We start from the raw sequence: 20,541 nt of genomic DNA on the forward strand, positions 1-20,541 counted from the left end.
TTATTGTATCAGAATTGAACAGGATTTTCAAGGGAAATAAAAAAGAGGCTGCCTTAACAACCTCTTTAAATAACCGAAGAATTCGTTTATTAATCGTGAATGTATGCTTCCTCGCCATGCAAACTGGCATCAAGGCCGTTCATCTCTTCGGCCTCGGTGGTTCTAACCGGTGAAAACTTGTTGATGACGATCAATGCCAAGTAGGAGAAAAGAAAAGCATATATCGAAGCGCCCACCACGGCCACGGTCTGCTTGACAAAAAACCCGGGATTGCCGTAGAACCATCCGTTGGCCCCGTTGGCATTAACCGTAGTGGTGGCGAACAATCCCAGCAGGAGGACACCGATGGTCCCGCCGACGCCGTGAACCCCCCAGACATCCAGGGAATCATCCCAGCCCAGCTTGTTTTTAAGGTTTATGGCGCCGTAGCATACCATCCCGGCAATGATGCCTATCATGGCTGCTGTCTGGACGGTGACATAGCCGGCGGCCGGGGTTATGGTGGCCAGCCCGGCGATCGATCCGGTCAGCAGACCCAAGAGCTTCGGTTTCTTTTCAAAGATCCAGGCCATTATCAGCCAGGTGATGGCGGCGAATGACGCGGCGGTATCGGTGTTCAAAAAAGCCAGCGAAGTGATCTGATCCACCCGCAATTCGCTTCCGGCGTTGAAGCCGTACCATCCGAACCACAGCAGGCCGGTTCCCAGGGCCACCAGCGGGATGCTGTGAGGGCCGCGCTCGGCCACCCGGCGGCGCCCCACGTAGAACACCGAGGCCAGGGCCGCCATCCCGGCTATGGCATGCACCACTATTCCGCCGGCGAAATCCAGCACCCCCCAGCTTTGCAGAAGGCCGCCGCCCCAGATCATATGGACCATCGGGAAATAAACGAAAATCAGCCAGACCGTCAGGAACATCAGGTAAGGAACGAAACGGATGCGATTGGTAAAAGCCCCGGTTATCAGCGCCGGGGTGATGATGGCAAACATCATCTGGTAGGCAATGAAGACGAACAGCGGGATGTTGTTTCCGGCCAGAGGGGTCATGACGTCGATCCCCTTGAAGAAGGCCATGTTGAAATTGCCGATTATCCCCGCGATATCGGTTCCCCCGGCCATGGTGCCGGAAAAGCACATGGAATAACCGAAAGCGAACCACAGGACCGAGGTCCACCCCATGGACACAAAACTCTGAAGCATGATCGCCAGCACGTTCTTGCGGCCCACCAGACCGCCGTAAAAGAATGCCAGTCCGGGGGTCATCAACATGACCAGACTGGTGGCCACCAGCATGAACCCGGTATTGCCAGTATCGAACATATTTTGCTCCTTATCGTTTTGATGGTTTGTTGATCACTGGCTACAGTTTAAAATATGCCGGGGGATTCTGCCATAGGGATATCCCTGAAAAAGGGCTTCGCAAAACCTGATAATAGCCAGCATGAAAATCCCGGCCCCTGTCAACAGGGCCGGGAGATCCTGCGGTCGCCAGCGATCACAAGGTCGTCAAGCCTTCCCTGACGGCATATTTGGTCAGTTCGGCGATGCCGTGAAGATTGAGCTTTTGCATCAGCTGCTGGCGGTGGGTCTCCACCGTCTTGACGCTGATGGACAGCTTATCGGCCGTCTGTCTGGTGCTCTTTCCCTCGGCCAGCAGCTGCAATACCTCTCTTTCCCTGGCCGATAATAGCGAATAAACGCCGGGGTCGGCATCGCGCTCCTTGATGAGATAGTCCCGGACCAGGACATCGGTGATATCGGAACTTAAATATATCTTTCCCTTAACAATGGATTTTATCGCCTGAATGAGTTCCTCAAAGGCCGAGTCCTTTAGCAGATAGCCCCTGGCCCCGGCCTTGAGGGCTTCCACCACATAGCGGCGGTCAGCATGCATGGATAAGATCATTATCTTTGCTGCCGGGCAGATTTCCTTAACCCTCCGGGTCGCCCCTATCCCGTTCAGCCCCGGCATGGTTATGTCCATGATCACCAGGTCGGGCAGGTGCTCCTGGGCCAGTTTGACCACCGCCAGCCCGTCGCTGGTCTCCGCCACCACCTTTATCCCGGATTGTTTTTCCAGCAGGGTTTTCAAGCCCTCCCGCACGATCTTGTGGTCGTCGGCAATGATGATCTTAAGCGTCATCCCACCCCCTTTCCGTTCGTCCGGCAGATGATGACCGCCTTGGTGCCGCGGCCCGGAAGCGCTGCCAAGCTCAGCCGGCCTCCGAAACAACCCAATTGCTCCCGGATGCTGAACAGGCCGAAGCCTCCGGGTTCCGCCGTTTCCCCGGCTCCTTTTTCAACCAGCCCTATCCCGTCGTCGGAGACTTCGATGGTCAGCCTCCCGCCGGAGTTTGTCAAGACGATCGAAATGTTATCGGCCCCGGCATGTTTGATGATGTTGATCATCAGCTCGCGAACCGACCGGAACAAGGTGACCTTCAGATCTTCAGGCAGCTGCAGCTTTGGGCCGGGGCATGACAGTTCGACCGCTTTCCCGTATTTTCGGCGGGTCTGCTCGGCCAGCCACTCCAGCCCGGCCTCAAACCCCAGATCGTACAGCACCGGCGGGCTTAATTCAAAGGTCAGGTTCCTGGTGTAGCTAATGGTCTGCTCCAGCAGCATCCGGATCTCCTCCAGATCCCTTTCCGCCCCGCTGAAGACCGCGTTGCCCTCCAGGTTCTTAAGTTTCACCCGGATCATAGCCAGGGCCTGGCCGATATGGTCGTGCAGGTCGGAGGCAATGGCCCGCCTTTCCCTCTCTTCGGTCAGCGTCAACTCCGAAGCAAGTTTTTTCAGCTTCTGCTGATATCTTTTGACCGTCTGCTCCGTCCGCTTGCGCTCGGCAATTTCAGCTTTAAGTTTGAGGTTGGCATCGTTCAGCAAAGAGGTCCGTTTGACGACCTTCTCTTCCAGATGATCCAGGGCATCGTGAATAGCCTGCTGGGCCGACCTCTTCTGGTAAAAAGCATGCAGCATTTTGGCCAGCGAATCAATCAACTGCCGTTCCTCTTTGAGGAACGGTCCCTCAAATGCTGCCTTTTGCTTGATCAGATAGTAAACCTCTATCCGGCCTTTTTCCCCGCCGCCAATGCCGAAGAAGCTGGATTGTTTCCACCGGGTGGCCGCATAGTTCGGAGTGGCGAGGCTTAGATCCCCGGCCACTATCCGGGCGGCGGTATCCCGGGGGTACTGCCAGGCCGCCGGCAGTATTTTGATGAATTCCCCGAGGATATTCTCAACACTCTTCCGGTCGTTTTGCAGGATGGCCGAAGCTTTATGCAAAGCGGTCAGTTCCTTGACCCGTTCCTGAAGCTGCCATAGCAAGCGGTCCTTGATATTTGGACTGGGGTTTTTCATATCTGTTATCGATCGTTATATTTGCCTAAGTTTAACCTTAATATCGCCAAAACGCAAGTTTAAATTTATTTTCTGCTCCTGTGTGGTATATAACAAAACCCTTGACACCCGCCGGATATTTATATATAATTACCGTTGATTGCGGGCGTAACTCAGTGGCTAGAGTGCTACCTTGCCAAGGTAGACGTCGTGGGTTCGAATCCCATCGCCCGCTCCAGTAAATATCAGGACAGGCTTTAAAAGCCTGTCCTTTTTTATTAACCTCTCCCTGCCTTACGGCTTCCCTCCCCTCGAGGGGAGGGAATATGGGCGGGGTAAAAAAGGCAGGACTGCTTAAGCAGTCCTGCCTTGTACTGGTACCGAGGGTCGGAATCGTTTGCGTTTTAGTGAACCATATCGACCGTTTCATATATCATCCTATTGCCTTTCAGGCTAAACCTCCGCCCCGATACACCGCAAAACTGGTCATACATTTCGGTATACTGCGATATATAAATGCTGTCCGCATACTCCTTATTATATGCATCAAATATCTTCACGGCTCCTTCATCTAAAAGACTTTCTAATACCAATACAGAATATTTATAAAAATTTCTTTTTTTAAATTTAGCCAAATTGACAGAATCGATCTTTTGGTCCATCAATGTTTTAATGGTATCCCTGTAACGCTTTGCAAATTTTATCCTTTCTTTATCACCTATTGTATCCGCAGATGCAAACCTGGAAACAGCATCATAGCTCATCTTGATTTTCACCCTGATGGTTTCATAGAATAAAAAACATTGATACTCTGATGTATCAAGTGCTACTACGGCTGGCAATTTCCTCCTTGTTATCCTTCTGCTTACCGGCGCCTTTTCTTTGACATACGATGTACAACCCAAAAGCAGTAATATTGCTACTAGAGACATTGCAAACTTATTCATATTCTAAATATAACAAAATTAATCCTCTATGTCAAACACTTGTTTTAAAATGAATGAATATTATAAATTTTAAATCAAAAAGGCAGGATGCTTTTCAGCAGTCCTGCCTTGTACTGGTACCGAGGGTCGGAATCGAACCGACACGTTCTTGAGGAACGAGGGATTTTAAGTCCCTTGCGTCTACCAGTTCCGCCACCCCGGCATTTTGTTTCGTACTCGTCTACTTGCATTTTGTCATACCTGCGAAAGCAGGTATCCAGTCGGAACATGGATTCCCGCCTTCGCGGGAATGACCCACTTTATTTATATCCATTTAACTGGAGGCGGCTAGCGGGTTCGAACCGCTGAATAACGGTTTTGCAGACCGTCGCCTTACCACTTGGCTAAGCCGCCTCAAATATCAATAAGCTGATTTTACCAGTTTTCGGCCCCGCCTGTCAAGAAGATCCCTTTTCAGCCTAGTTCCCCAGCCGGTACTCCAGCTTGGTCCGGGAGGATCGGTTCAGATCGGACAGGGTCTCGGCGCTTTCGGTCAGCAGGTCCAATATCGACGGCCGGCGTTTCCTCTCCCTGATCACCTTGGGGGTTTCCTTGAGCCCGGCCATGGTGCCGGCCATTATCACCGCATCGTCCTGGGTTCCCAGCCGGTCAACCAGTTTAAGATTATAGGCCTGCCGGCCGGAGAAGACCCGGCCGTCGGCAAATAGCTTTACCGAGTCCAGCGGAATGCCGCGCCCTTCCGATACCGCCTCCATGAACTGCAGGTGCACATCGTCGATCATCGACTGCAACAGGGCCCGCTCCTGGGGCGTCATCTGGCGGAATGGCGAGGCCAGATCCTTGACCGCCCCGGCTTTGATCACCTCGTAGCCGATGCCGATCTTGCGGAACAGCTCCTCCAACACGGCGTAGCTTAAAATTACCCCGATGGAGCCGGTGAGGGTGCCGGGGTTGGCCACGATGGAGTCGCAGCCGCAGGCGATATAATACCCGCCGGAGGCCGCCACCTCACCCATGGAGCAGACCACCGGTTTTTTGGTCCGGGCGTTTCGGAGGGCCTCATATATCTCCTGGGAAGCGGCCACCCCGCCGCCCGGGGTCTCCAGCCGGACCACGATGGCCTTGACGGAGTTATTGTCGCGGTATTTCTTTATCTGCCGGACGGCGTTATCGGAGGAGACTATCGGACCGACTATCTCCACCAGCCCCACCGATTTCCCGTAGGAAAGTTCCATATGACCTTCATTGGAGACCGCCATCACGATGGCGCCTACGAAGATGACGGCGAACATCAGCACCGCAACCGCGATCAGGGTTATGAACAGCCCTTTTTTCTTCATCGAACACTCCTGATTAACAATCCGAATATACCGGAGTTCATAGGACGCAGATTTTCGCAGATTCCCGCTGTTTTATTTATTGTAATAAGATCCCGGAAATCAGCGTTTATCAGCGTCCAAAATAATTCATTTCATTTTTTTGGCTAACGTCACCAACTGGCTCACCATGTCCTTCTCTTTGACCTTGGAGATGATCTTGCCCTTTTGGAACAGCAGGCCCAATCCGTCTCCGCCGGCGATCCCCAGGTCGGCCTCCCGGGCCTCGCCCGGCCCGTTGACCGCACAGCCCATCACCGCTATCTTCAGCGGTTTCTTTATCCCGGCTATTCTCCGCTCCACCTGAGCGGCGATCCCGGCCACGTCTATTTTGCAGCGGCCGCAGGTGGGACAGGCATGGACCACCGGGCCAAAGGTCCCCAGCCCCAATGACTGAACGATCTCCCGGGCCACCGGGATCTCCTTGACCGGATCCCCGGACAGCGACACCCGGATGGTGTCACCGATGCCCTCGGCCAAAATGGTTCCCATGCCCACCGCCGAGCGGATGGCCCCGGCGGCCGGGGTCCCGGCCTCGGTGATGCCAAGATGCAGAGGATAGGGAACCATGGGGGAAATTTTCCTATAAGCCTCGATGGTCATGGGCACATCCGAGCCTTTGAGGGAGATCACGATATCGTCAAACCCCAGGTCCTCCAGTATCCGGGCGTGCCGCAGGGCGCTGTCCACCATGCCCCGGGCGGTGGGATGGCCGTCCCGGGCCAGAATATCCTTCTCCAGCGAGCCGGCGTTGACCCCGATGCGGATGGGAACCTTTTTGCCGGCCGCAGCCTTGACCACCTGTCTGATCTTATCTTTGGAGCCGATATTTCCTGGGTTGATCCGCAGTTTGTCCACCCCGGCATCCAGGGCGATCAGGGCCAGGCGGTGATCAAAGTGGATATCGGCCACCAGCGGCATCTTTGTCCCCTGCCGGATACGGACCAGGGCGGTGGCAGACTTTTTATCCGGCACCGCCAGGCGGACGATCTGACACCCGGCCTTCTCCAGTTTTTTGATCTGGGCCAATGTGGCCTTAACATCGCAGGGGTCGGTGTTGGTCATGGACTGGATGGACACCGGGGCGTTGCCGCCGATGGCCAGATTCCCCACCTTGACCGGCTGGGATCTCCGGCGGGGATAAGTATTTTGTGTCTTTTCCGGCATTTGGGGTATTATCGCAAATAGTCAGGGAAAATGCAAGAGGGGAATAAAATTCCCCCTCCGCATCGGAGGGGGTTGGGGGCGGTCAACCAGCCGGGCATGCAGGTAGGGTGGGTTTCAAATCCTCTCCTACAATATTGGGCCCGGCACGGGCATGGATTCCCGCCTTCGCAGGAATGACACGGAAGACAGGAATAAATAAAACCCCCTTCCCTCGTGGGGAAGGGGGTTGGGGGTTAGGTCTGTTTACGCGGTGGCCTCGGGCTTTTCTTCCCCACCCTTTTCGTCTTCTTTCTTCTCTTCCTTCTTGCCTTTGATGGCCTGGTTCAAGGCATCGCCGAAGGCCGTGCCGGTCGAAGACTGTTCGGCCTTAAGGTAAGGCTTGATCTCCCCGGACTCCTGCTCGGCCTTGAGGATCTTCTGGGACAGGGCTATCCGGCGGTTGGAGGAGTCGATCTCGATGATCTTGAGGTCCAGCTCCTCGCCGCCCTTGAAGGTCTCGGCCAGCTTGTCCTCGGTGATCCCCTCCAGCTCGGAGACCGGCACGAATCCCTCGAAGCCGTGATCCATGTCAACCAGCAGGCCCCGCTCCAGCGGGCGGTTGACCTTGCACTTGAGGTCCTGCCCGATGGAGAACTTGCTGCCGATGTCGGCCCAGGGATCGTCCTCCAGCTGTTTGATGCCCAGGGAGATCCGGCGGTTGTCCTTGTCTATGTTGGTTACCATGATGTCGATGCTGTCGCCCTTCTTGACCACCTCGCTGGGATGCTTGATGCGCTTGGTCCAGGAGATGTCGGAGATGTGGATCAGACCGTCGATGCCCTCATCCAGCTCCACGAACACCCCGAAATTGGTGATGTTGCGGACCTTGCCGCTGACCTTGCAGCCGATGGGATATCTCTGCTCGATGGTGTCCCAGGGATCCGGCTCCAGCTGGCGCAGACCCAAAGATATCTTCTGCTCGTTCTTGTCTATCTTCAGCACCACCGCGTCCACCTCGGCCCCGATGGAGACCAGTTTGGAGGGATGCTTGACCTGCTTGGTCCAGGACATCTCGGAGATGTGGATCAAACCCTCCACCCCCTTCTCCAGCTCGATGAAGGCCCCGTAATCCACGATGGATACGATCTTGCCCTTGATGGTGGCCCCCACCGGGAACTTGGTCTCGATATCCTCCCAGGGATGCGGGGTCAGCTGCTTGAGGCCCAGGGAGACCCGGGATTTCTCGCGGTCGTATTCCAGGATCTTGACCTTGAGCCGTTCGCCCAGCTTGACCAGCTCCGAGGGGTGGTTGATGCGGCCCCAGGACATGTCGGTGATGTGCAGCAGGCCGTCCAGCCCGCCCAGGTCGATGAACACCCCGAAGTCGGTGATGTTCTTGACGATGCCCTCGCGCAGCTGTCCCTTGTCGATCTCGGCCAGGATGGCGGTGCGCAGCTTGTCGCGCTCGGCGTCCAGCACCGCCCGGCGGGAGACCACTATGTTGCGGCGTTTCTTGTTGATCTTGACGATCTTCAGGGGGACAAATTGGCCTAGCAGGCTGTCCATGGTCTCCAGCGGCCGCAGGCCTATCTGGGAACCGGGCAGGAAGGCATCCACCCCCATCAGGTCCACTATCAGGCCGCCCTTGATCCGCTTGACCACCTTGCCCTCGATCTGCGATTCGTTGTCCAGATACTCCTTGGCCTTGTCCCACACCCGGATGAAATCGGCCTTGGATTTGGAGAGCACCATCTGGCCCTCCTCGTTCTCCATCGTCTCCAGGTAAAGATCCAGCACGTCGCCCGGCTTGATGGACTCCGGATCCGACAGCTCCATCAGGGGAACGATCCCCTCTGATTTAAGACCCACGTCCACCATCACCGAGTCCCCGCTGATGCGGAGGACCCTGCCGGTGATGATCTCGCCCTCCTCGAATGTTTTCTGATGGAAATACTCATCCAGCAGGGCCCTGAATTCACCCGAATCCTGGGATTCCTCCTCCGTCAGGAACTCGTCCTTCTCGTCCTCCGGACGAAGCTTTTTGGTTTTGACCATGTTTTGTGTTACTCCTTTTGGTATAGAATAGGCCGACCAATGCCAGCCTTGAAATTTTCACTTTTGCCCGCAAAACGCGCGAAAAACTATAAACCTCTTAACCCTATTGAACTTTTTGAACCTTTAAACCCTTCACAGGTTTCTCTTTCTTGGCCGTGATGTCCCTTATCCTGCTGACCACCTTCCGCACCAGGGCGTCTGGGGTGGAGGCCCCGGCGGTGACGCCCACCAGTCCGGCTTTGGAGAACCATCGGGCTTTCAGCTCGTCCTCGGTCTCCACATGGTAGGTGGGCTTTCCCACCTTGCGGCACATTTCGGCCAGCCGGGAGGTGTTGGCCGAGTTCCGGCCGCCCACCACGATCATCAGATCCGAGCGCTTGGCCAGCTGCATGGTATCCTGCTGGCGCACCTGGGTGGCCCGGCAGATGGTGTTTATCAGGTGGATGTCGTTGGTCTTGGACCCCAGGTACTTTAGGGCCTTTACGAAATCGTCGGTGGACAGGGTGGTCTGGGCCAGCACCCCTATCCGCGGCCCCACCTTGACCGATTTGTGGTTGAAGACCATCGAATCCCGCCCGGCGTAGCCCTTGAGGGCTATCACCTCGGGGTGCTCCTTCTCGCCGATGATGATCACCTGTCGTTTTTCGTCCCGCAGGCAGGCCGCCGCCTTCTGGGCCTTGGTGACGAAGGGGCAGGTGGCATCAATGATGGTCAGGCCCTTTTTGGCTCTCAGCTGCTGCAGCACCCGGGGATGCACCCCGTGGGAGCGGATGATCAGGACGCCGTTTTTTACCCGGGACGGCTTTTCTATGGCCTTGACCCCCCAGCTCTCCAGATCCTTCACCACCTGGGGATTATGGATGATGGGCCCCAGGGTGCAGACCGCCTGCCGGCTCTTGGCCGCGGTCTCGTAAGCCAGCTTGACCGCCCGCTTGACCCCGAAACAGAAACCGGCCCTTTTGGCAACCTCTATCTTCATCGGCCCTCTTTCAGCCGGATTATCCGGTCCATCACCAGCTGGCTGATCTGCTGGTGCCCCTCCCTGCTGTCGGGATACTTTGCTATCTCGGCGGCGGTGATGGGCGGGCCGAACCTGGCCAGCAGTTCATACCGCCCCTTAAGCAGGTGGGACAGCTTCCGGTTGGTGCCCTGGATGTAAGCCGGCACCACCGGGGCCAGGCTGCGCCTGGCTATCAGACCCACCCCGGATTTGGCCGGCAGGAAATTTTCGGTGCGGCTGCGGGTGCCCTCGGGAAACATCACCACCGCCCAGCCCTGCTCCAGCTTCTTCAGGATCAGCTTGATGGCCGCCGCATCCCCGCCCTGGCGCCGGAGCGGCATGGCGTTCAGGGATGTTATCAGCCAGCGGAGCAGGAAGAATCGGAACAATTCCTGCTTGGCCACAAAGGTCACCTCCCGGGGGGCGGCGGTGCCCAGAAACGGAGGATCGACCAGGGCGATGTGGTTGGAGGCGATTATGCAGCCCCCTTGGAGCGGAACATGCTCCCAGCCGGTGACCCGGCGTCCCAAAAAATGCCTCAGCCCGAAATTCAGACTGTGCCAGACCATCCGGTAGAAGCGGGAATTAAAAGCCCGGCTGTCCCATATCATGCTGTCCCCGCTTTCTGCCTGACGGCCGCCAGCACCTGCTCCACCTGCTGTCCGATGCTCAGGGCCGAGGTGTCTATCACCAGCGAATCGGGGGTGCAGAGCAGCGGGCTATCGGCCCTCTGGCTGTCCTGGGCGTCGCGCTCGGCTATCTGCCTCTCTATATCCTCCAGTCGGCAATGGGCGCCCCTGGCTGTCAGTTCCTCCATCCGGCGCCGGGCCCGCTGGGTGATGCCGGCCTTCATGAACACCTTGACATCGGCATCGGGAAACACCACGGTGGTGATGTCCCGGCCCTCCATCACCACCCCGCCCTGGCGGCCCATCTCCTGCTGTAGTTTGACCAGCCTTTGGCGGACCACCGAGATGGCCGAGATATCCGAGGCGGCCCGCGAAATCTCCGGGGTCCTGATATCCTGGCTGACATCCCGGCCGTCCAATATTGTCCGGATCCCGTCCGGGCCGGGCTTTTGGTCTATGGTGGTGGATTCGACCAACTTGGCCACGGCCGCACTGTCGCTCAGAGACACCTTTCCCCGAAAAGCTTTCAAAGCCATGGCCCGGTACATGGCCCCGGTATCAATATAGAGATATCCCAGCTCCCGAGCCACCAGCTTGGCGGTGGTGCTTTTGCCAGAGGCCGCCGGACCGTCAATGGCTATGACCATTCTCCTGCCCGCTACTGCGATCGGCGGACCTCTTTAATGACCTTTTTCAAAGCCACCACCAGCTTTTTATTCTGCTTCTCGGACCCGATGGTGACCCTCAAGGCGGTGGGCAGCCCGTAGTTCTTGACCGGCCGGATGATGATGCTTCGCTTCTGCAGGCGGGCGAAGACCTCCATCGAGTCCAGCTGGGGATCGACAAGTATGAAATTACCCTCCGACGGGACATAGGACAGCTTCATCTTCTCGAACTGGCGGTATAAATATTCCTTGCCGGCATCGTTCACCCGGCGACTGCGCTCCAGGTGCTGGACGTCGTCCAAGGCGGCCAGGCAGCCTGCCTGGGACAACAAGCTTATATTGAACGGCAGCCGGACCTTTCTTATCGAGGCGATCAAATCCGAATGGCCGATGCCATAGCCCACCCGAAGGCCAGCCAGACCGTATATCTTGGAGAAGGTGTGCAGGATGATTATATTCGAGTGATCCTTTAACAGTTCCAGGCTTCTGGGGAAATCGCTTCGGGTTATATATTCGGAATAAGCCTCATCCAATATTATGACACAGCTCCCGGGAACGGCTTTGATAAAAGCCTTGAGCTGGTCGTGGTTGATCATGGTTCCGGTGGGATTGTTGGGATTGGCGATATAGACCACCTTGGTCTGCGGAATGACCGCCCGGGCCATGGCCTCCAGATCAGGGGTATAATTCTTCAAAGGGACCTCGGTAAGGTCGGCATCGGTCATTTTGGCCGCTATCTTGCCCATCACAAAAGATTGCTCGGCCATTACCACATGATCTTTAGGCGCCACGAAGGATTTGAATATAAATTCGATGATATCCACCGAGCCGTTGCCGAATATCAGCTGGTTTTCGCTTACTCCCAGGTGATCGGACAGCCTCTGGCCCAGGGCATAACAGCCGTCATCGGGATACAGATTGATCTCCTTTAGCGCCTGGCGGATGGCCTTGACCGCCAGCTTTGACGGGCCCAATGGATTCTCGTTGGAGGCCAGTTTTATTATCCTGCCCTTGAGCCCCAGTTCACGGCGCACTTCTTCGATGGGCTTGCCGGGAATATAAGGGCTGATGGAACCGATATTCTCCCTGGGCTGGGGTATCATGGCATTTCTCCAACTATAGGTTTATCAATCGGTTATAATAAAACAACTTGGTATTATAGCACAGATCGGGTTTAAAATCAAGCAAAGAAAATCCATTAAAAAAGCCCCGCAAAATGCAGGGCTTGAACTGCAAAACATATATGGCGCATTGTTTTTAGCTGTGACGGTATTTTATCACCCGGATATCCTCCAGGGTCACCAGTCCCTCGGTTACGTTCTGGTCGATGAAGGGCATCAGCCGGTCGATATTCTCCTTGGTATCCACCACCTCGATGACCACCGGCAGGTCCTCCGACAGGTTCAATAATTTGGCGCTGTGAAGCCGGCTGTCGGCCCCGAATCCCAGGATGCCCCTAAGGACCGTGGCCCCGGCCAGGTTCAATTCGCGGGCCTTGAGCACTATCTGTTCGTACAAAGGCTTGCCGTTATGCTTGTCGTTTTCGCCGATAAACACCCTTAACAGCACTGCCTGCTCCGGAAGTTTCATCCGCCGATCCTCCCTGGTTAAAATAATCTGATCACTGTTTTAGCGGCATATATCCCTGCCACCACCAACAATAGTCCCAATATATTGTTCAGGAGCACATTGGTCAGGCACAGCCTGATCTCGCCCTCCCGCAGCAGATTGATGGTTTCCAGGGAGTAGCTGGAGAAGGTGGTGTAGGCCCCCAAAAAACCGATGGCGATAAAGCTTCTCAGGTCGGGGGGGATCATGGCCCGGTCGAATAATTCAAAGAACACCCCGATGGCCAGAGAGCCGGAAAGATTGACAAACAAGGTCCCCCAGGGAAATATCTCATTGACCGACAGCTGGACCAGCCGGGAAAGCCCGTAACGGGCCAAAGCCCCGGTCATGCCGCCCAGGGCGATATAGATCAAATGCTGCACGGGATCACTGCTTCAAAAGCTCCTCGACTTCGCGGGCCAGCATCTGATCCAGATTCTCGCGGTAGCCTATATGCCGGTATCTGATGACCCCCTGTTTGTCTATCACAAAGGTGGTGGGGATCCCGCTCACGCCGTAAACCCGGTCGATGCCGACGCCCATCATCCCGCCCTGCAAAATGACGAACTGATGACCCGACCTCTCTACGAACTGTTTCACCAACTGGTTCTTGTCCCGGCCCTCCAGGTTGATGCCCAGCACCACCAGGCCTTTCCCCTGGTATTCCAGGAAGACCTGGTCGATCAGCGGCATGGCCAGCTTGCAGGGACCGCACCAGGTGGCCCAAAAATCAAGGATCACCACCCGGTCCCGGAACTGGGAAAGCTGATAGGGCTGGTCGTCCAGGTCCGGCAGGCTGAAGTCGGGGGCCGGCCGGCCGACTATTCTGGCGGCGTCGGCCTCATCCTCGGCCTGCTGGCGGGCCAAGGTTTTCTCCGCCGCCTGCTGCAAAATTTTGTCCAATCCTTTCAGGGTCCGGTATCTTTCCTTATAGACGGCCTCCAGCTCGGCTTTGGTCTTGGCCGGGTCCTCCAGCCGTCCGGCCAGGCTGGCGGCCAGGTTCTCTATGGCCCCGTCCAAATCGCCCGTCCGGTATAATGCCATCCCCAAGTGATACTGGATGGTCGGGTCCTCTGCCAGTTTGAAGGCTTTCCGCAGCTCCCCCAGGGCCGAATTATATTTTCCTTTTTGGTACAGCACCCAGCCGTAGGTGTCCAGATAATTTCCCCTCTCCATCCGGAGGATGTTTTCCCAGCGTTCCCGCGACAGGCCGGCCGGCTTCTGGCCGGATGATCTCTTGTGGGCCAGGGCCGCCGCTTTTCTGGAGTATTGCTCGGCCTGTTCCAGGTTGATCCCCTGCTTGGCCCACTCATAGGAAAGATTGTTGAGCACCTCGGCATTCTCGGGGTCCATCTTCAGAACGGACTCGAAGACCTCATACATCCTCGGCTGGTTGCCTATCTGGGCGAAACGGCCGGCCAGCATGGTATACAGCCCCAGCCGCTGTTCCCTGGTGATGAACTTCATCCCCTTGATGTCGCCCTCCGCCCGGTCAAGGCTTTCGGCCTCTCCGGCCTGGGTGATCTTTTGGGCCTGATCCAGTACCATCTCCCGCTGTTTGACGATGAAGAAGCTCAAGCCAGCCAGTGCCAGCAGACTGGACAGCACCAGTACCCAGAATAACTTTGGAATTTTTTTCATGTTTGTCCCTTTGAAACGGGTTGGCTGTTAAAAATGGGCTGATCTCTCAGCCCATGAAATTATTTTTTCCCGTCCCGGTATTCCTTGGTCGCTTTGATGAAATCGCGGAACAGGGGTTGTGGCTTCATGGGCCGGGACTTGAACTCGGGATGGAACTGGCATCCCAGGAACCAGGGATGGTCCTTCAGCTCCACCATCTCCACCAGCATCCCGTCCGGCGACCGGCCGCAGAACACCATGCCCTTCTCCTCCAATTTTGCCACATAGCTGTTGTTGACCTCGTAGCGGTGGCGGTGGCGTTCCGACACCTGTTCTGTCTGGTAGGCCTGATGGGCCTTGGTGCCGGGCGTGATGACGCAGGGGTAGGCCCCCAGCCGCATGGTCCCGCCCAGGTTGCTGATGTTCCTCTGTTCCGGCAGGTAGTCTATCACCGGATGCGGGGTCTTGTCGTCGAACTCGGTGGAATGGGCCTGCTTCATGCCGCAGACGTTGCGGGCAAACTCGATGGTGGCCACCTGCATCCCCAGGCAGATGCCGAAATACGGCATTTTCTTTTCCCGGGCGTGCCGGGCCGCCAGGATCTTGCCCTCGATGCCCCTTTCGCCGAAGCCGGGGCAGACCAGGATGCCGTGGCAGTTATCGAAGCGTTGGGATACATTCTCCGGGGCCAGGCTTTCGGTATCTATCCAGTCCAGGTTGACCTTGGCCCGGTTGGCGATGCCGGCATGGACGAATGATTCTATGATGCTCTTGTAGGCGTCGTGCAGGTCGACATACTTGCCGCAGATGGCCACCCGCACTTCGGATTCGGGATTCTTGTGTTTTTCGATCATCTGGCTCCAGGCGGACAGGTCCGGCTTGTGAAAACCGGCCCCCAGCAGATGGGCCACGATCTCATCCAATCCATCGTTGTGGAATCTGAGGGCCACCTCGTAGATGCTCTCCACGTCGATGGCCTCGATCACCGACTCGGCCGAGACGTTGCAGAACAGGCCGATCTTCTCCTTGAGCTCCTTGTCCAGGGGCTGCTCGGTCCGGCAGATGATGATGTCCGGCTGGATGCCGATCTCCCGCAGTTTGTTGACCGAATGCTGGGTGGGCTTGGTCTTAAGCTCGCCGGAGGCGTGGATATACGGCACCAGGGTCAGGTGGATATAGGCGCAGTTCTCCCGCCCCACGTCCAGCCGGAACTGCCTGATGGCCTCGATGAACGGCAGGCTCTCGATGTCGCCCACCGTGCCGCCGATCTCGGTGATCAGCACGTCGACGTCGCCGCTTTCGGCCAGCTTGTGGATCCGGGCCTTGATCTCGTTGGTGACGTGCGGCACCACCTGGACGGTCTTGCCCAGGTAATCGCCCCTCCGTTCCTTGGTGATGATGGATTCGTAGATCTGCCCGGAGGTCAGGTTGTTGTCCCGGGTCAGGGGCCGGTCGATGAACCTCTCGTAATGGCCCAGGTCCAGATCGGTCTCCGCCCCGTCGTCGGTGACGAACACCTCCCCGTGCTGGAAGGGGCTCATGGTCCCGGGATCGACATTCAGGTAGGGGTCGAACTTCTGGATGTTGACCTTCAGGCCCCGGGCCTTCAGCAGGTAGCCCAGCGAGGCCGAGGCGATGCCCTTGCCCAGCGAGCTGACCACCCCGCCGGTCACAAATATGAACTTTACTTTCTTCTTCATAACTCTATATGTTTCAAAATTTTATTTTTGATGACATTCGTTTTGTCACCCTGAGTAATCTAACTTGCCCTGAATATTGAATGGGGGACTGTGATCCATCCTTCAACCTGTGTTACCTCGGAGATTCCCCGGGATGACATGATTTGTCACCCTGAGAAAGCAGCAATACCAAGCAAGCCGAACGGGTGAACACTTGCCGCCCTATACCTTGTGCCCCGATCAAAATGATAAGCAAAATTTGAAGTATTAAGTTTACTTTAAAAAAAGCCCCCTGTCAAATGAAAAAAGGGCGAAGTGAAGACACTTCGCCCTGGGTTTTTCCTATGATCTACTGCACCACCACGAATTTCCTGGTGGCCCGGTAATTCCCGGCCTGCAGTCTGACAAAATAGACCCCCTCGGCCACATTGGCATCGCTCCATTTCAGCGAGTAGTGACCCGGCTCCTGCAGGCCCCGGTCGAAGCTCTTGACCGTCTGGCCCAGCACATTGTAGACCTTGATGTCCACCTGGGCGGCCCTGGGCAGCTGGTACCTGAAGTTGACCTGCCCCCGGGCCGGATTGGGCCAGGCGTTGTGCAGGGCGAAGACTGCGGGGTTCCCGGCCTGCGGTTTGCCGCTTACCCCGGAGGCGCCCACGGTCATGGAGACCGGGATCTTCTTGGGGTTGTTGGCCAGATCGTTGCTGGCCAGGCAGACCGTGTCGCTGTAAGTGCCCAAGGATAATCCCGTAGCATTAAAGCTGAAGGTGACATTGCTATTGCCGGCCGCGGCCACTGTTCCCGAGGTGGGATCGATGGTGATCCAGTCGGCCAGCTTTTTGCCCAGCATGGCCTTAAGGTTCCAATTGTAGTCAAGTGCGTAGGTTTGCAATTCCGCCCAACCGCCGGCTTCGACCCAATCCCCCTTGCCGTCTATGGCCGGGCCGTTATCCACCGACGCCGGGAATTCGCCATTGACATGCCCCACGCTGTACCCTACCCAGTAATTGATGCCGGTCTGAAGGGTTATCGGCGAGGGTAGCTGGTAGGTGTTCCATCCGTCGGCTGTCAACGCAGTAACATCAGCGGAATATATTTCAGTAGTCGGAGAGGTGGTCCCGCCCTGCCACACTTTAACGGTCACATTGGTAATGGGCAGGATGATCAAAGCCTTTACGGCATATAGTTCATAGGTTTCGTAATAAGAAGCTAATTCGGTGCTGGTCAGCAGGATTGCGGTGGTAAAGGTTGTGCCGCCATTTCCTATGGCATCACCATTGTCAGCATTGTCGTAACTTCCAATGCCGGTATTTAAATATGTCAGGTTCCAGTCCAGATCCATACCGCCGGTGTTGCCGATCACCAGGGTCTGGTCCAGGCTGTCGTTCTGGGGAACGTTGACATCATAATAGGTGTGGTCCAGGGCCATGGCCGGCCCGGTGGGAGCGCCTTCCGGCTTGACGATCAGGCTGCAGGTCATGGCCGATGAGCCGGCCGGGATCTGGCGCACCGCCACCCCGGCATGGGCGCCGCCGGTGGTGGAGGTGGCACCGTTGTAATAGCTGACCGGGTAGGCGGTGCCGGAGCTGTCGAAGCTGGCCTGGGTGCCGCTGGTCCAATAGTCGGCCGCATCGCCGTCGTTGGTGCCGGTCCAGAGTTCCGAGGAGTACCCGGGGGTGCTCATGTCCGTTTCCTCCGCGGCCACTCCGTACGGCCTGGCCACCCCGCCACTGGTGTATTTGTTATTGACCGTATTGTTGCTCAAATAGGTGCTGGTAGTATAGGTGCTGTCGATATGATAGATGGCCAAACCGCCCGGCGAGGTTGACGGCAGCAGGGAGTCCCAACGTACGCTGCTGACCGGACCCATGCCAAGTTCATAGCGGTTCTCCACCAGCCAGAACTGCTTGGTGGTATCGGTGCCCAAAAAGGCCAGCTTATAGCTGCTGTTGGCGGCGGTGGTCATTATGTTGTTGACGGTATAAAGATTGTTGGCAGTGACCAGGGTGGGGCTGGCCCAGCCCAGGAACCGCCGGCACCAGACATCCAAGGACACCGGGCGGGCATTGGTGGTGCCGTTGCCGCCCCAGGAACCGCCGGCCATCAGCGAAAATTTGCCGATGCCCGAGCCGGCGCCGTAATCGTAATTATCAGTATCATAAAGGTCGGGCAGGCCCAGGGCATGCCCGAACTCGTGGCAGAATACTCCGCAGCCGATCATCTCGGTGGTGCCGCCGTTGCCGTCGGCGTAGTTGGTCCTCTCCGGCATGATGATATATTCGTTGATCCGGACCGGATTGCCGGTGAAGGGGCTAATGTCGCCGGTGGTATAATAGGTGGCCCCACTGCCAAAGCCCGATAAATAAAAGCTGTGTGACCAGATGGCGGTGGCGCCTTCTTCTGCCCCCTTGCCGGCGTGGACCACCCACAGCACGTCTACATACCCGTCGTGGTTCTGGTCGTAGCTGGAATCGGCGAAGTTGACGAATGAATCGGCATGGGCCAGGGTCTTGATGATGAATTCGTAGGTGTTGGCTGTGGTACCACCATTAAGACCAGAACCTGCAGAATAATAGGCGACGGTGTTGTTGCTGGTGCGCCAGTTGTCGACCGCGCCGGAACAGCTCATGGTATTGTAGGACATGTCGCGGTAGTAGTTGTTGACCGATTTGTTGTTGGTCCCGGTGTTGAACAGCATGCCCTGGAATTCGGCCTGGGTGTTGATGGCCGCCAGATCGGTGAAATAACCCATGATCACCGGATACTCCCGGCTGCCTGCGATCTTGGCATCGGAGCCTTTGATATCCCTCAGCTGAAAGATCAGGCCCCGTTCCGGACTGTCCATGCCTTTCAGGCGCATGGCCTTCAGGGCTTCGGGCTCCTGGATCCCTTCCCGGGGCGGCATGGCAAACAACAGTCCGATCGTTGATGACAGTATCGCCACGACCAAAAGTAATCGCACTATTGAGCTTTTACCCATGAATAGTTACCTCATTTTATATTTATGTAATGGTTACTTCCTGAATCAATTATAAACACTGAAAGGCCCAATGTCAACCCAAAGGATGAATTAAACTTTTACATTTATTTATTGCCGCCTTCCTTTTTCTTCCGGCCCTCCCAGCCCCGCTCGGTGGGGAAGTAGAATTTCTTGTCCCTGATCTCATCCGGCAGGTGCTGCTGGTCCAGCTTGGCGTCGGGCTCATCGTGGGCGTAGCGGTAGCCGGCCCCGTAGCCCACCTCCTTCATCAGCTTGGTGACGGCGTTGCGGATCACCAACGGGACCGGCAGGGAGCCGGAACGGTCTATCTCCCGCATCACCGACCCATAGGCCTTGTAGACCGCGTTGCTCTTGGGGGCCAGGGCCAGGTAGATCACCGCCTGGGCCAGGGCCAGCTCGCCCTCCGGCGTGCCCAGAAAATGATAGGCCTCCTTGGCCTGGTTGGCTATCAGCAAGGCGTTGGGATCGGCGTTGCCGATGTCCTCGGTGGCGAAGCGGATCATCCGCCGGGCCACATACAACGGGTCCTCGCCCGAGGCCAGCATCCGGGCCAGCCAGTATAATGAGCCGTCGGGATCGGAGTCCCGCAGGGATTTGTGCAGGGCCGAGATCAGGTTGTAATGCTCCTCCCCGGCCTTGTCGTACAGCAGGGATTTCCTCTGCATGGCCTCCTCGGCATCGGCCAGGGTCACCGTTCTCTTCCCGTCCTGGTCCGGCTTGACGGTGCTGACCGCCAGCTCCAGGGCGTTGAGGGCGGTGCGGGCGTCGCCGTAGGAGGACTGGGCGATGAATTCCAGGGCCTTGGCATCGGCCGCCGGATGGAGCTCGGCCAATCCCTTCTCAACGGTCAGGGCCCGCTCCAGGATGCCCTTGATGTCCTCCTCGCCCAGGCCTTTTAAGATCAGCACCTTGCTGCGGGACAGCAGGGCCGAGATCACCTCGAAGGATGGGTTCTCGGTGGTGGCCCCTATCAGCACGATGGTCCCCCGCTCCACGTAGGGCAGAAAGGCGTCCTGCTGGGCCTTGTTGAAACGGTGGATCTCATCCACGAAAAGGATGGTGCGCTGGCCCTGGTGGCTGCGCTTGGCCTCGGCCTGCTTGATGACCTCCTTGATCTCCTTGATGCCGGAGATCACCGCCGAGAACTCCAGAAAATTGGCCTTGACCGAGCTGGCGATGATCCGGGCCAGGGTGGTCTTGCCGGATCCGGGCGGACCCCAGAAGATCAGCGACGGCACCTCGCCGGATTCCAGGATCTTGCGCAGCACCCGTCCGGGCCCGATCAGATGCTCCTGCCCCACCACCTCGTCCAGGGTGCGGGGCCGCATCCGGTCGGCCAGGGGGACGGATTTGGCCTCGGCCGATCTGTCGGGAAATATTTCGGTCTGATCGGTCATAATCATTTAAGAAATTGAGGTTAGATGCTATTTATGACCACCCCTTCCCCTCCTTGATCAAGGAGGGTATTAAGGGGAGG

17 protein-coding genes and 3 tRNA genes are annotated in these 20,541 nt (G+C 56.9%); 1 reads left to right on the top strand and 19 read right to left on the bottom strand.

From position 1 onward, the window contains the following. Positions 1-89 precede the first annotated feature (89 nt). From RDU76_06945 to RDU76_06955, 3 genes are all read right to left on the bottom strand, one after another. Positions 90-1,319: an ammonium transporter gene (locus tag RDU76_06945; GenBank protein ID MDQ7798665.1), complete on the bottom strand. Its 1,230-nt coding sequence runs from the start codon at positions 1,317-1,319 to the stop codon at positions 90-92. 175 nt (positions 1,320-1,494) lie between these two features. Next, a complete protein-coding gene (locus RDU76_06950) occupies positions 1,495-2,142 on the bottom strand; it encodes a response regulator transcription factor (GenBank protein MDQ7798666.1) in 648 nt (215 codons plus the stop codon). After that, a complete protein-coding gene (locus RDU76_06955) occupies positions 2,139-3,359 on the bottom strand; it encodes a sensor histidine kinase (GenBank protein ID MDQ7798667.1) in 1,221 nt (406 codons plus the stop codon). Before RDU76_06955 ends, RDU76_06950 begins: the two co-directional genes overlap by 4 nt. A gap of 141 nt (positions 3,360-3,500) precedes the next feature. On the opposite strand from RDU76_06955, the gene RDU76_06960 reads away from it, so the two are divergent. After that, a tRNA-Gly gene (locus RDU76_06960) sits at positions 3,501-3,576 on the top strand. A gap of 166 nt (positions 3,577-3,742) precedes the next feature. Here RDU76_06960 and RDU76_06965 read toward each other — a convergent pair. The 16 genes from RDU76_06965 to RDU76_07040 form a co-directional block, all read right to left on the bottom strand. Continuing rightward, the gene (locus tag RDU76_06965) at positions 3,743-4,270 is read right to left on the bottom strand and encodes a hypothetical protein (GenBank protein MDQ7798668.1); all 528 of its coding nucleotides are present in this window, start codon (positions 4,268-4,270) and stop codon (positions 3,743-3,745) included. Between the two features lie 129 nt (positions 4,271-4,399). Continuing rightward, a tRNA-Leu gene (locus RDU76_06970) sits at positions 4,400-4,487 on the bottom strand. Between the two features lie 116 nt (positions 4,488-4,603). Further along, positions 4,604-4,678, bottom strand: a tRNA-Cys gene (locus tag RDU76_06975). A gap of 65 nt (positions 4,679-4,743) precedes the next feature. Continuing rightward, positions 4,744-5,625, bottom strand: a complete 882-nt coding sequence (gene sppA / locus RDU76_06980) for a signal peptide peptidase SppA (GenBank protein ID MDQ7798669.1) — start codon at positions 5,623-5,625, stop codon at positions 4,744-4,746. A 126-nt stretch (positions 5,626-5,751) separates the two neighbouring features. Further along, positions 5,752-6,828 (bottom strand): flavodoxin-dependent (E)-4-hydroxy-3-methylbut-2-enyl-diphosphate synthase, encoded by a 1,077-nt coding sequence (ispG, locus tag RDU76_06985; GenBank protein MDQ7798670.1) that lies wholly within the window; start codon positions 6,826-6,828, stop codon positions 5,752-5,754. A 243-nt stretch (positions 6,829-7,071) separates the two neighbouring features. Beyond that, positions 7,072-8,862 (bottom strand): 30S ribosomal protein S1, encoded by a 1,791-nt coding sequence (gene rpsA / locus RDU76_06990; protein MDQ7798671.1) that lies wholly within the window; start codon positions 8,860-8,862, stop codon positions 7,072-7,074. 103 nt (positions 8,863-8,965) lie between these two features. After that, positions 8,966-9,841 carry a 4-hydroxy-3-methylbut-2-enyl diphosphate reductase gene (gene ispH / locus RDU76_06995; GenBank protein ID MDQ7798672.1) on the bottom strand — a complete coding sequence of 292 codons (876 nt, stop codon included), beginning with the start codon at positions 9,839-9,841 and terminating at the stop codon, positions 8,966-8,968. Further along, a complete protein-coding gene (locus RDU76_07000) occupies positions 9,838-10,473 on the bottom strand; it encodes a lysophospholipid acyltransferase family protein (protein MDQ7798673.1) in 636 nt (211 codons plus the stop codon). Before RDU76_07000 ends, ispH begins: the two co-directional genes overlap by 4 nt. Continuing rightward, positions 10,470-11,138, bottom strand: coding sequence for a (d)CMP kinase (gene cmk, locus RDU76_07005; GenBank protein MDQ7798674.1), 669 nt, complete (start codon positions 11,136-11,138; stop codon positions 10,470-10,472). The genes RDU76_07000 and cmk overlap by 4 nt, the downstream gene beginning before the upstream one ends. A gap of 11 nt (positions 11,139-11,149) precedes the next feature. Next, positions 11,150-12,259 (bottom strand): histidinol-phosphate transaminase, encoded by a 1,110-nt coding sequence (hisC, locus tag RDU76_07010; protein MDQ7798675.1) that lies wholly within the window; start codon positions 12,257-12,259, stop codon positions 11,150-11,152. Positions 12,260-12,413: 154 nt separating this feature from the next. Further along, a complete protein-coding gene (locus RDU76_07015) occupies positions 12,414-12,746 on the bottom strand; it encodes a DUF190 domain-containing protein (GenBank protein ID MDQ7798676.1) in 333 nt (110 codons plus the stop codon). 17 nt (positions 12,747-12,763) lie between these two features. Next, positions 12,764-13,147 (bottom strand): fluoride efflux transporter CrcB, encoded by a 384-nt coding sequence (gene crcB / locus RDU76_07020; protein ID MDQ7798677.1) that lies wholly within the window; start codon positions 13,145-13,147, stop codon positions 12,764-12,766. Between the two features lie 4 nt (positions 13,148-13,151). Continuing rightward, positions 13,152-14,405 (bottom strand): redoxin domain-containing protein, encoded by a 1,254-nt coding sequence (locus RDU76_07025; protein MDQ7798678.1) that lies wholly within the window; start codon positions 14,403-14,405, stop codon positions 13,152-13,154. 59 nt (positions 14,406-14,464) lie between these two features. Beyond that, complete coding sequence (locus tag RDU76_07030; protein ID MDQ7798679.1) at positions 14,465-16,084, bottom strand: CTP synthase; 1,620 nt, start codon at positions 16,082-16,084, stop codon at positions 14,465-14,467. 328 nt (positions 16,085-16,412) lie between these two features. After that, positions 16,413-19,043 (bottom strand): M6 family metalloprotease domain-containing protein, encoded by a 2,631-nt coding sequence (locus RDU76_07035; protein MDQ7798680.1) that lies wholly within the window; start codon positions 19,041-19,043, stop codon positions 16,413-16,415. Positions 19,044-19,147: 104 nt separating this feature from the next. Next, a complete protein-coding gene (locus RDU76_07040) occupies positions 19,148-20,461 on the bottom strand; it encodes a replication-associated recombination protein A (protein ID MDQ7798681.1) in 1,314 nt (437 codons plus the stop codon). Positions 20,462-20,541 lie beyond the last annotated feature (80 nt).

The organism is Candidatus Edwardsbacteria bacterium (genome assembly GCA_031082425.1).
Lineage (GTDB): Bacteria > Edwardsbacteria > AC1 > AC1 > EtOH8 > UBA2226.

Coding starts and splice junctions, on each gene's coding strand:
- RDU76_06945 (MDQ7798665.1), bottom strand. CDS start 1,319: ATGTTCGATACTGGCAATACCGGGTTCATGCTGGTGGCCACCAGTCTG.
- RDU76_06950 (MDQ7798666.1), bottom strand. CDS start 2,142: ATGACGCTTAAGATCATCATTGCCGACGACCACAAGATCGTGCGGGAG.
- RDU76_06955 (MDQ7798667.1), bottom strand. CDS start 3,359: ATGAAAAACCCCAGTCCAAATATCAAGGACCGCTTGCTATGGCAGCTT.
- RDU76_06965 (MDQ7798668.1), bottom strand. CDS start 4,270: ATGTCTCTAGTAGCAATATTACTGCTTTTGGGTTGTACATCGTATGTC.
- sppA (MDQ7798669.1), bottom strand. CDS start 5,625: ATGAAGAAAAAAGGGCTGTTCATAACCCTGATCGCGGTTGCGGTGCTG.
- ispG (MDQ7798670.1), bottom strand. CDS start 6,828: ATGCCGGAAAAGACACAAAATACTTATCCCCGCCGGAGATCCCAGCCG.
- rpsA (MDQ7798671.1), bottom strand. CDS start 8,862: ATGGTCAAAACCAAAAAGCTTCGTCCGGAGGACGAGAAGGACGAGTTC.
- ispH (MDQ7798672.1), bottom strand. CDS start 9,841: ATGAAGATAGAGGTTGCCAAAAGGGCCGGTTTCTGTTTCGGGGTCAAG.
- RDU76_07000 (MDQ7798673.1), bottom strand. CDS start 10,473: ATGATATGGGACAGCCGGGCTTTTAATTCCCGCTTCTACCGGATGGTC.
- cmk (MDQ7798674.1), bottom strand. CDS start 11,138: ATGGTCATAGCCATTGACGGTCCGGCGGCCTCTGGCAAAAGCACCACC.
- hisC (MDQ7798675.1), bottom strand. CDS start 12,259: ATGATACCCCAGCCCAGGGAGAATATCGGTTCCATCAGCCCTTATATT.
- RDU76_07015 (MDQ7798676.1), bottom strand. CDS start 12,746: ATGAAACTTCCGGAGCAGGCAGTGCTGTTAAGGGTGTTTATCGGCGAA.
- RDU76_07025 (MDQ7798678.1), bottom strand. CDS start 14,405: ATGAAAAAAATTCCAAAGTTATTCTGGGTACTGGTGCTGTCCAGTCTG.
- RDU76_07030 (MDQ7798679.1), bottom strand. CDS start 16,084: ATGAAGAAGAAAGTAAAGTTCATATTTGTGACCGGCGGGGTGGTCAGC.
- RDU76_07035 (MDQ7798680.1), bottom strand. CDS start 19,043: ATGGGTAAAAGCTCAATAGTGCGATTACTTTTGGTCGTGGCGATACTG.
- RDU76_07040 (MDQ7798681.1), bottom strand. CDS start 20,461: ATGACCGATCAGACCGAAATATTTCCCGACAGATCGGCCGAGGCCAAA.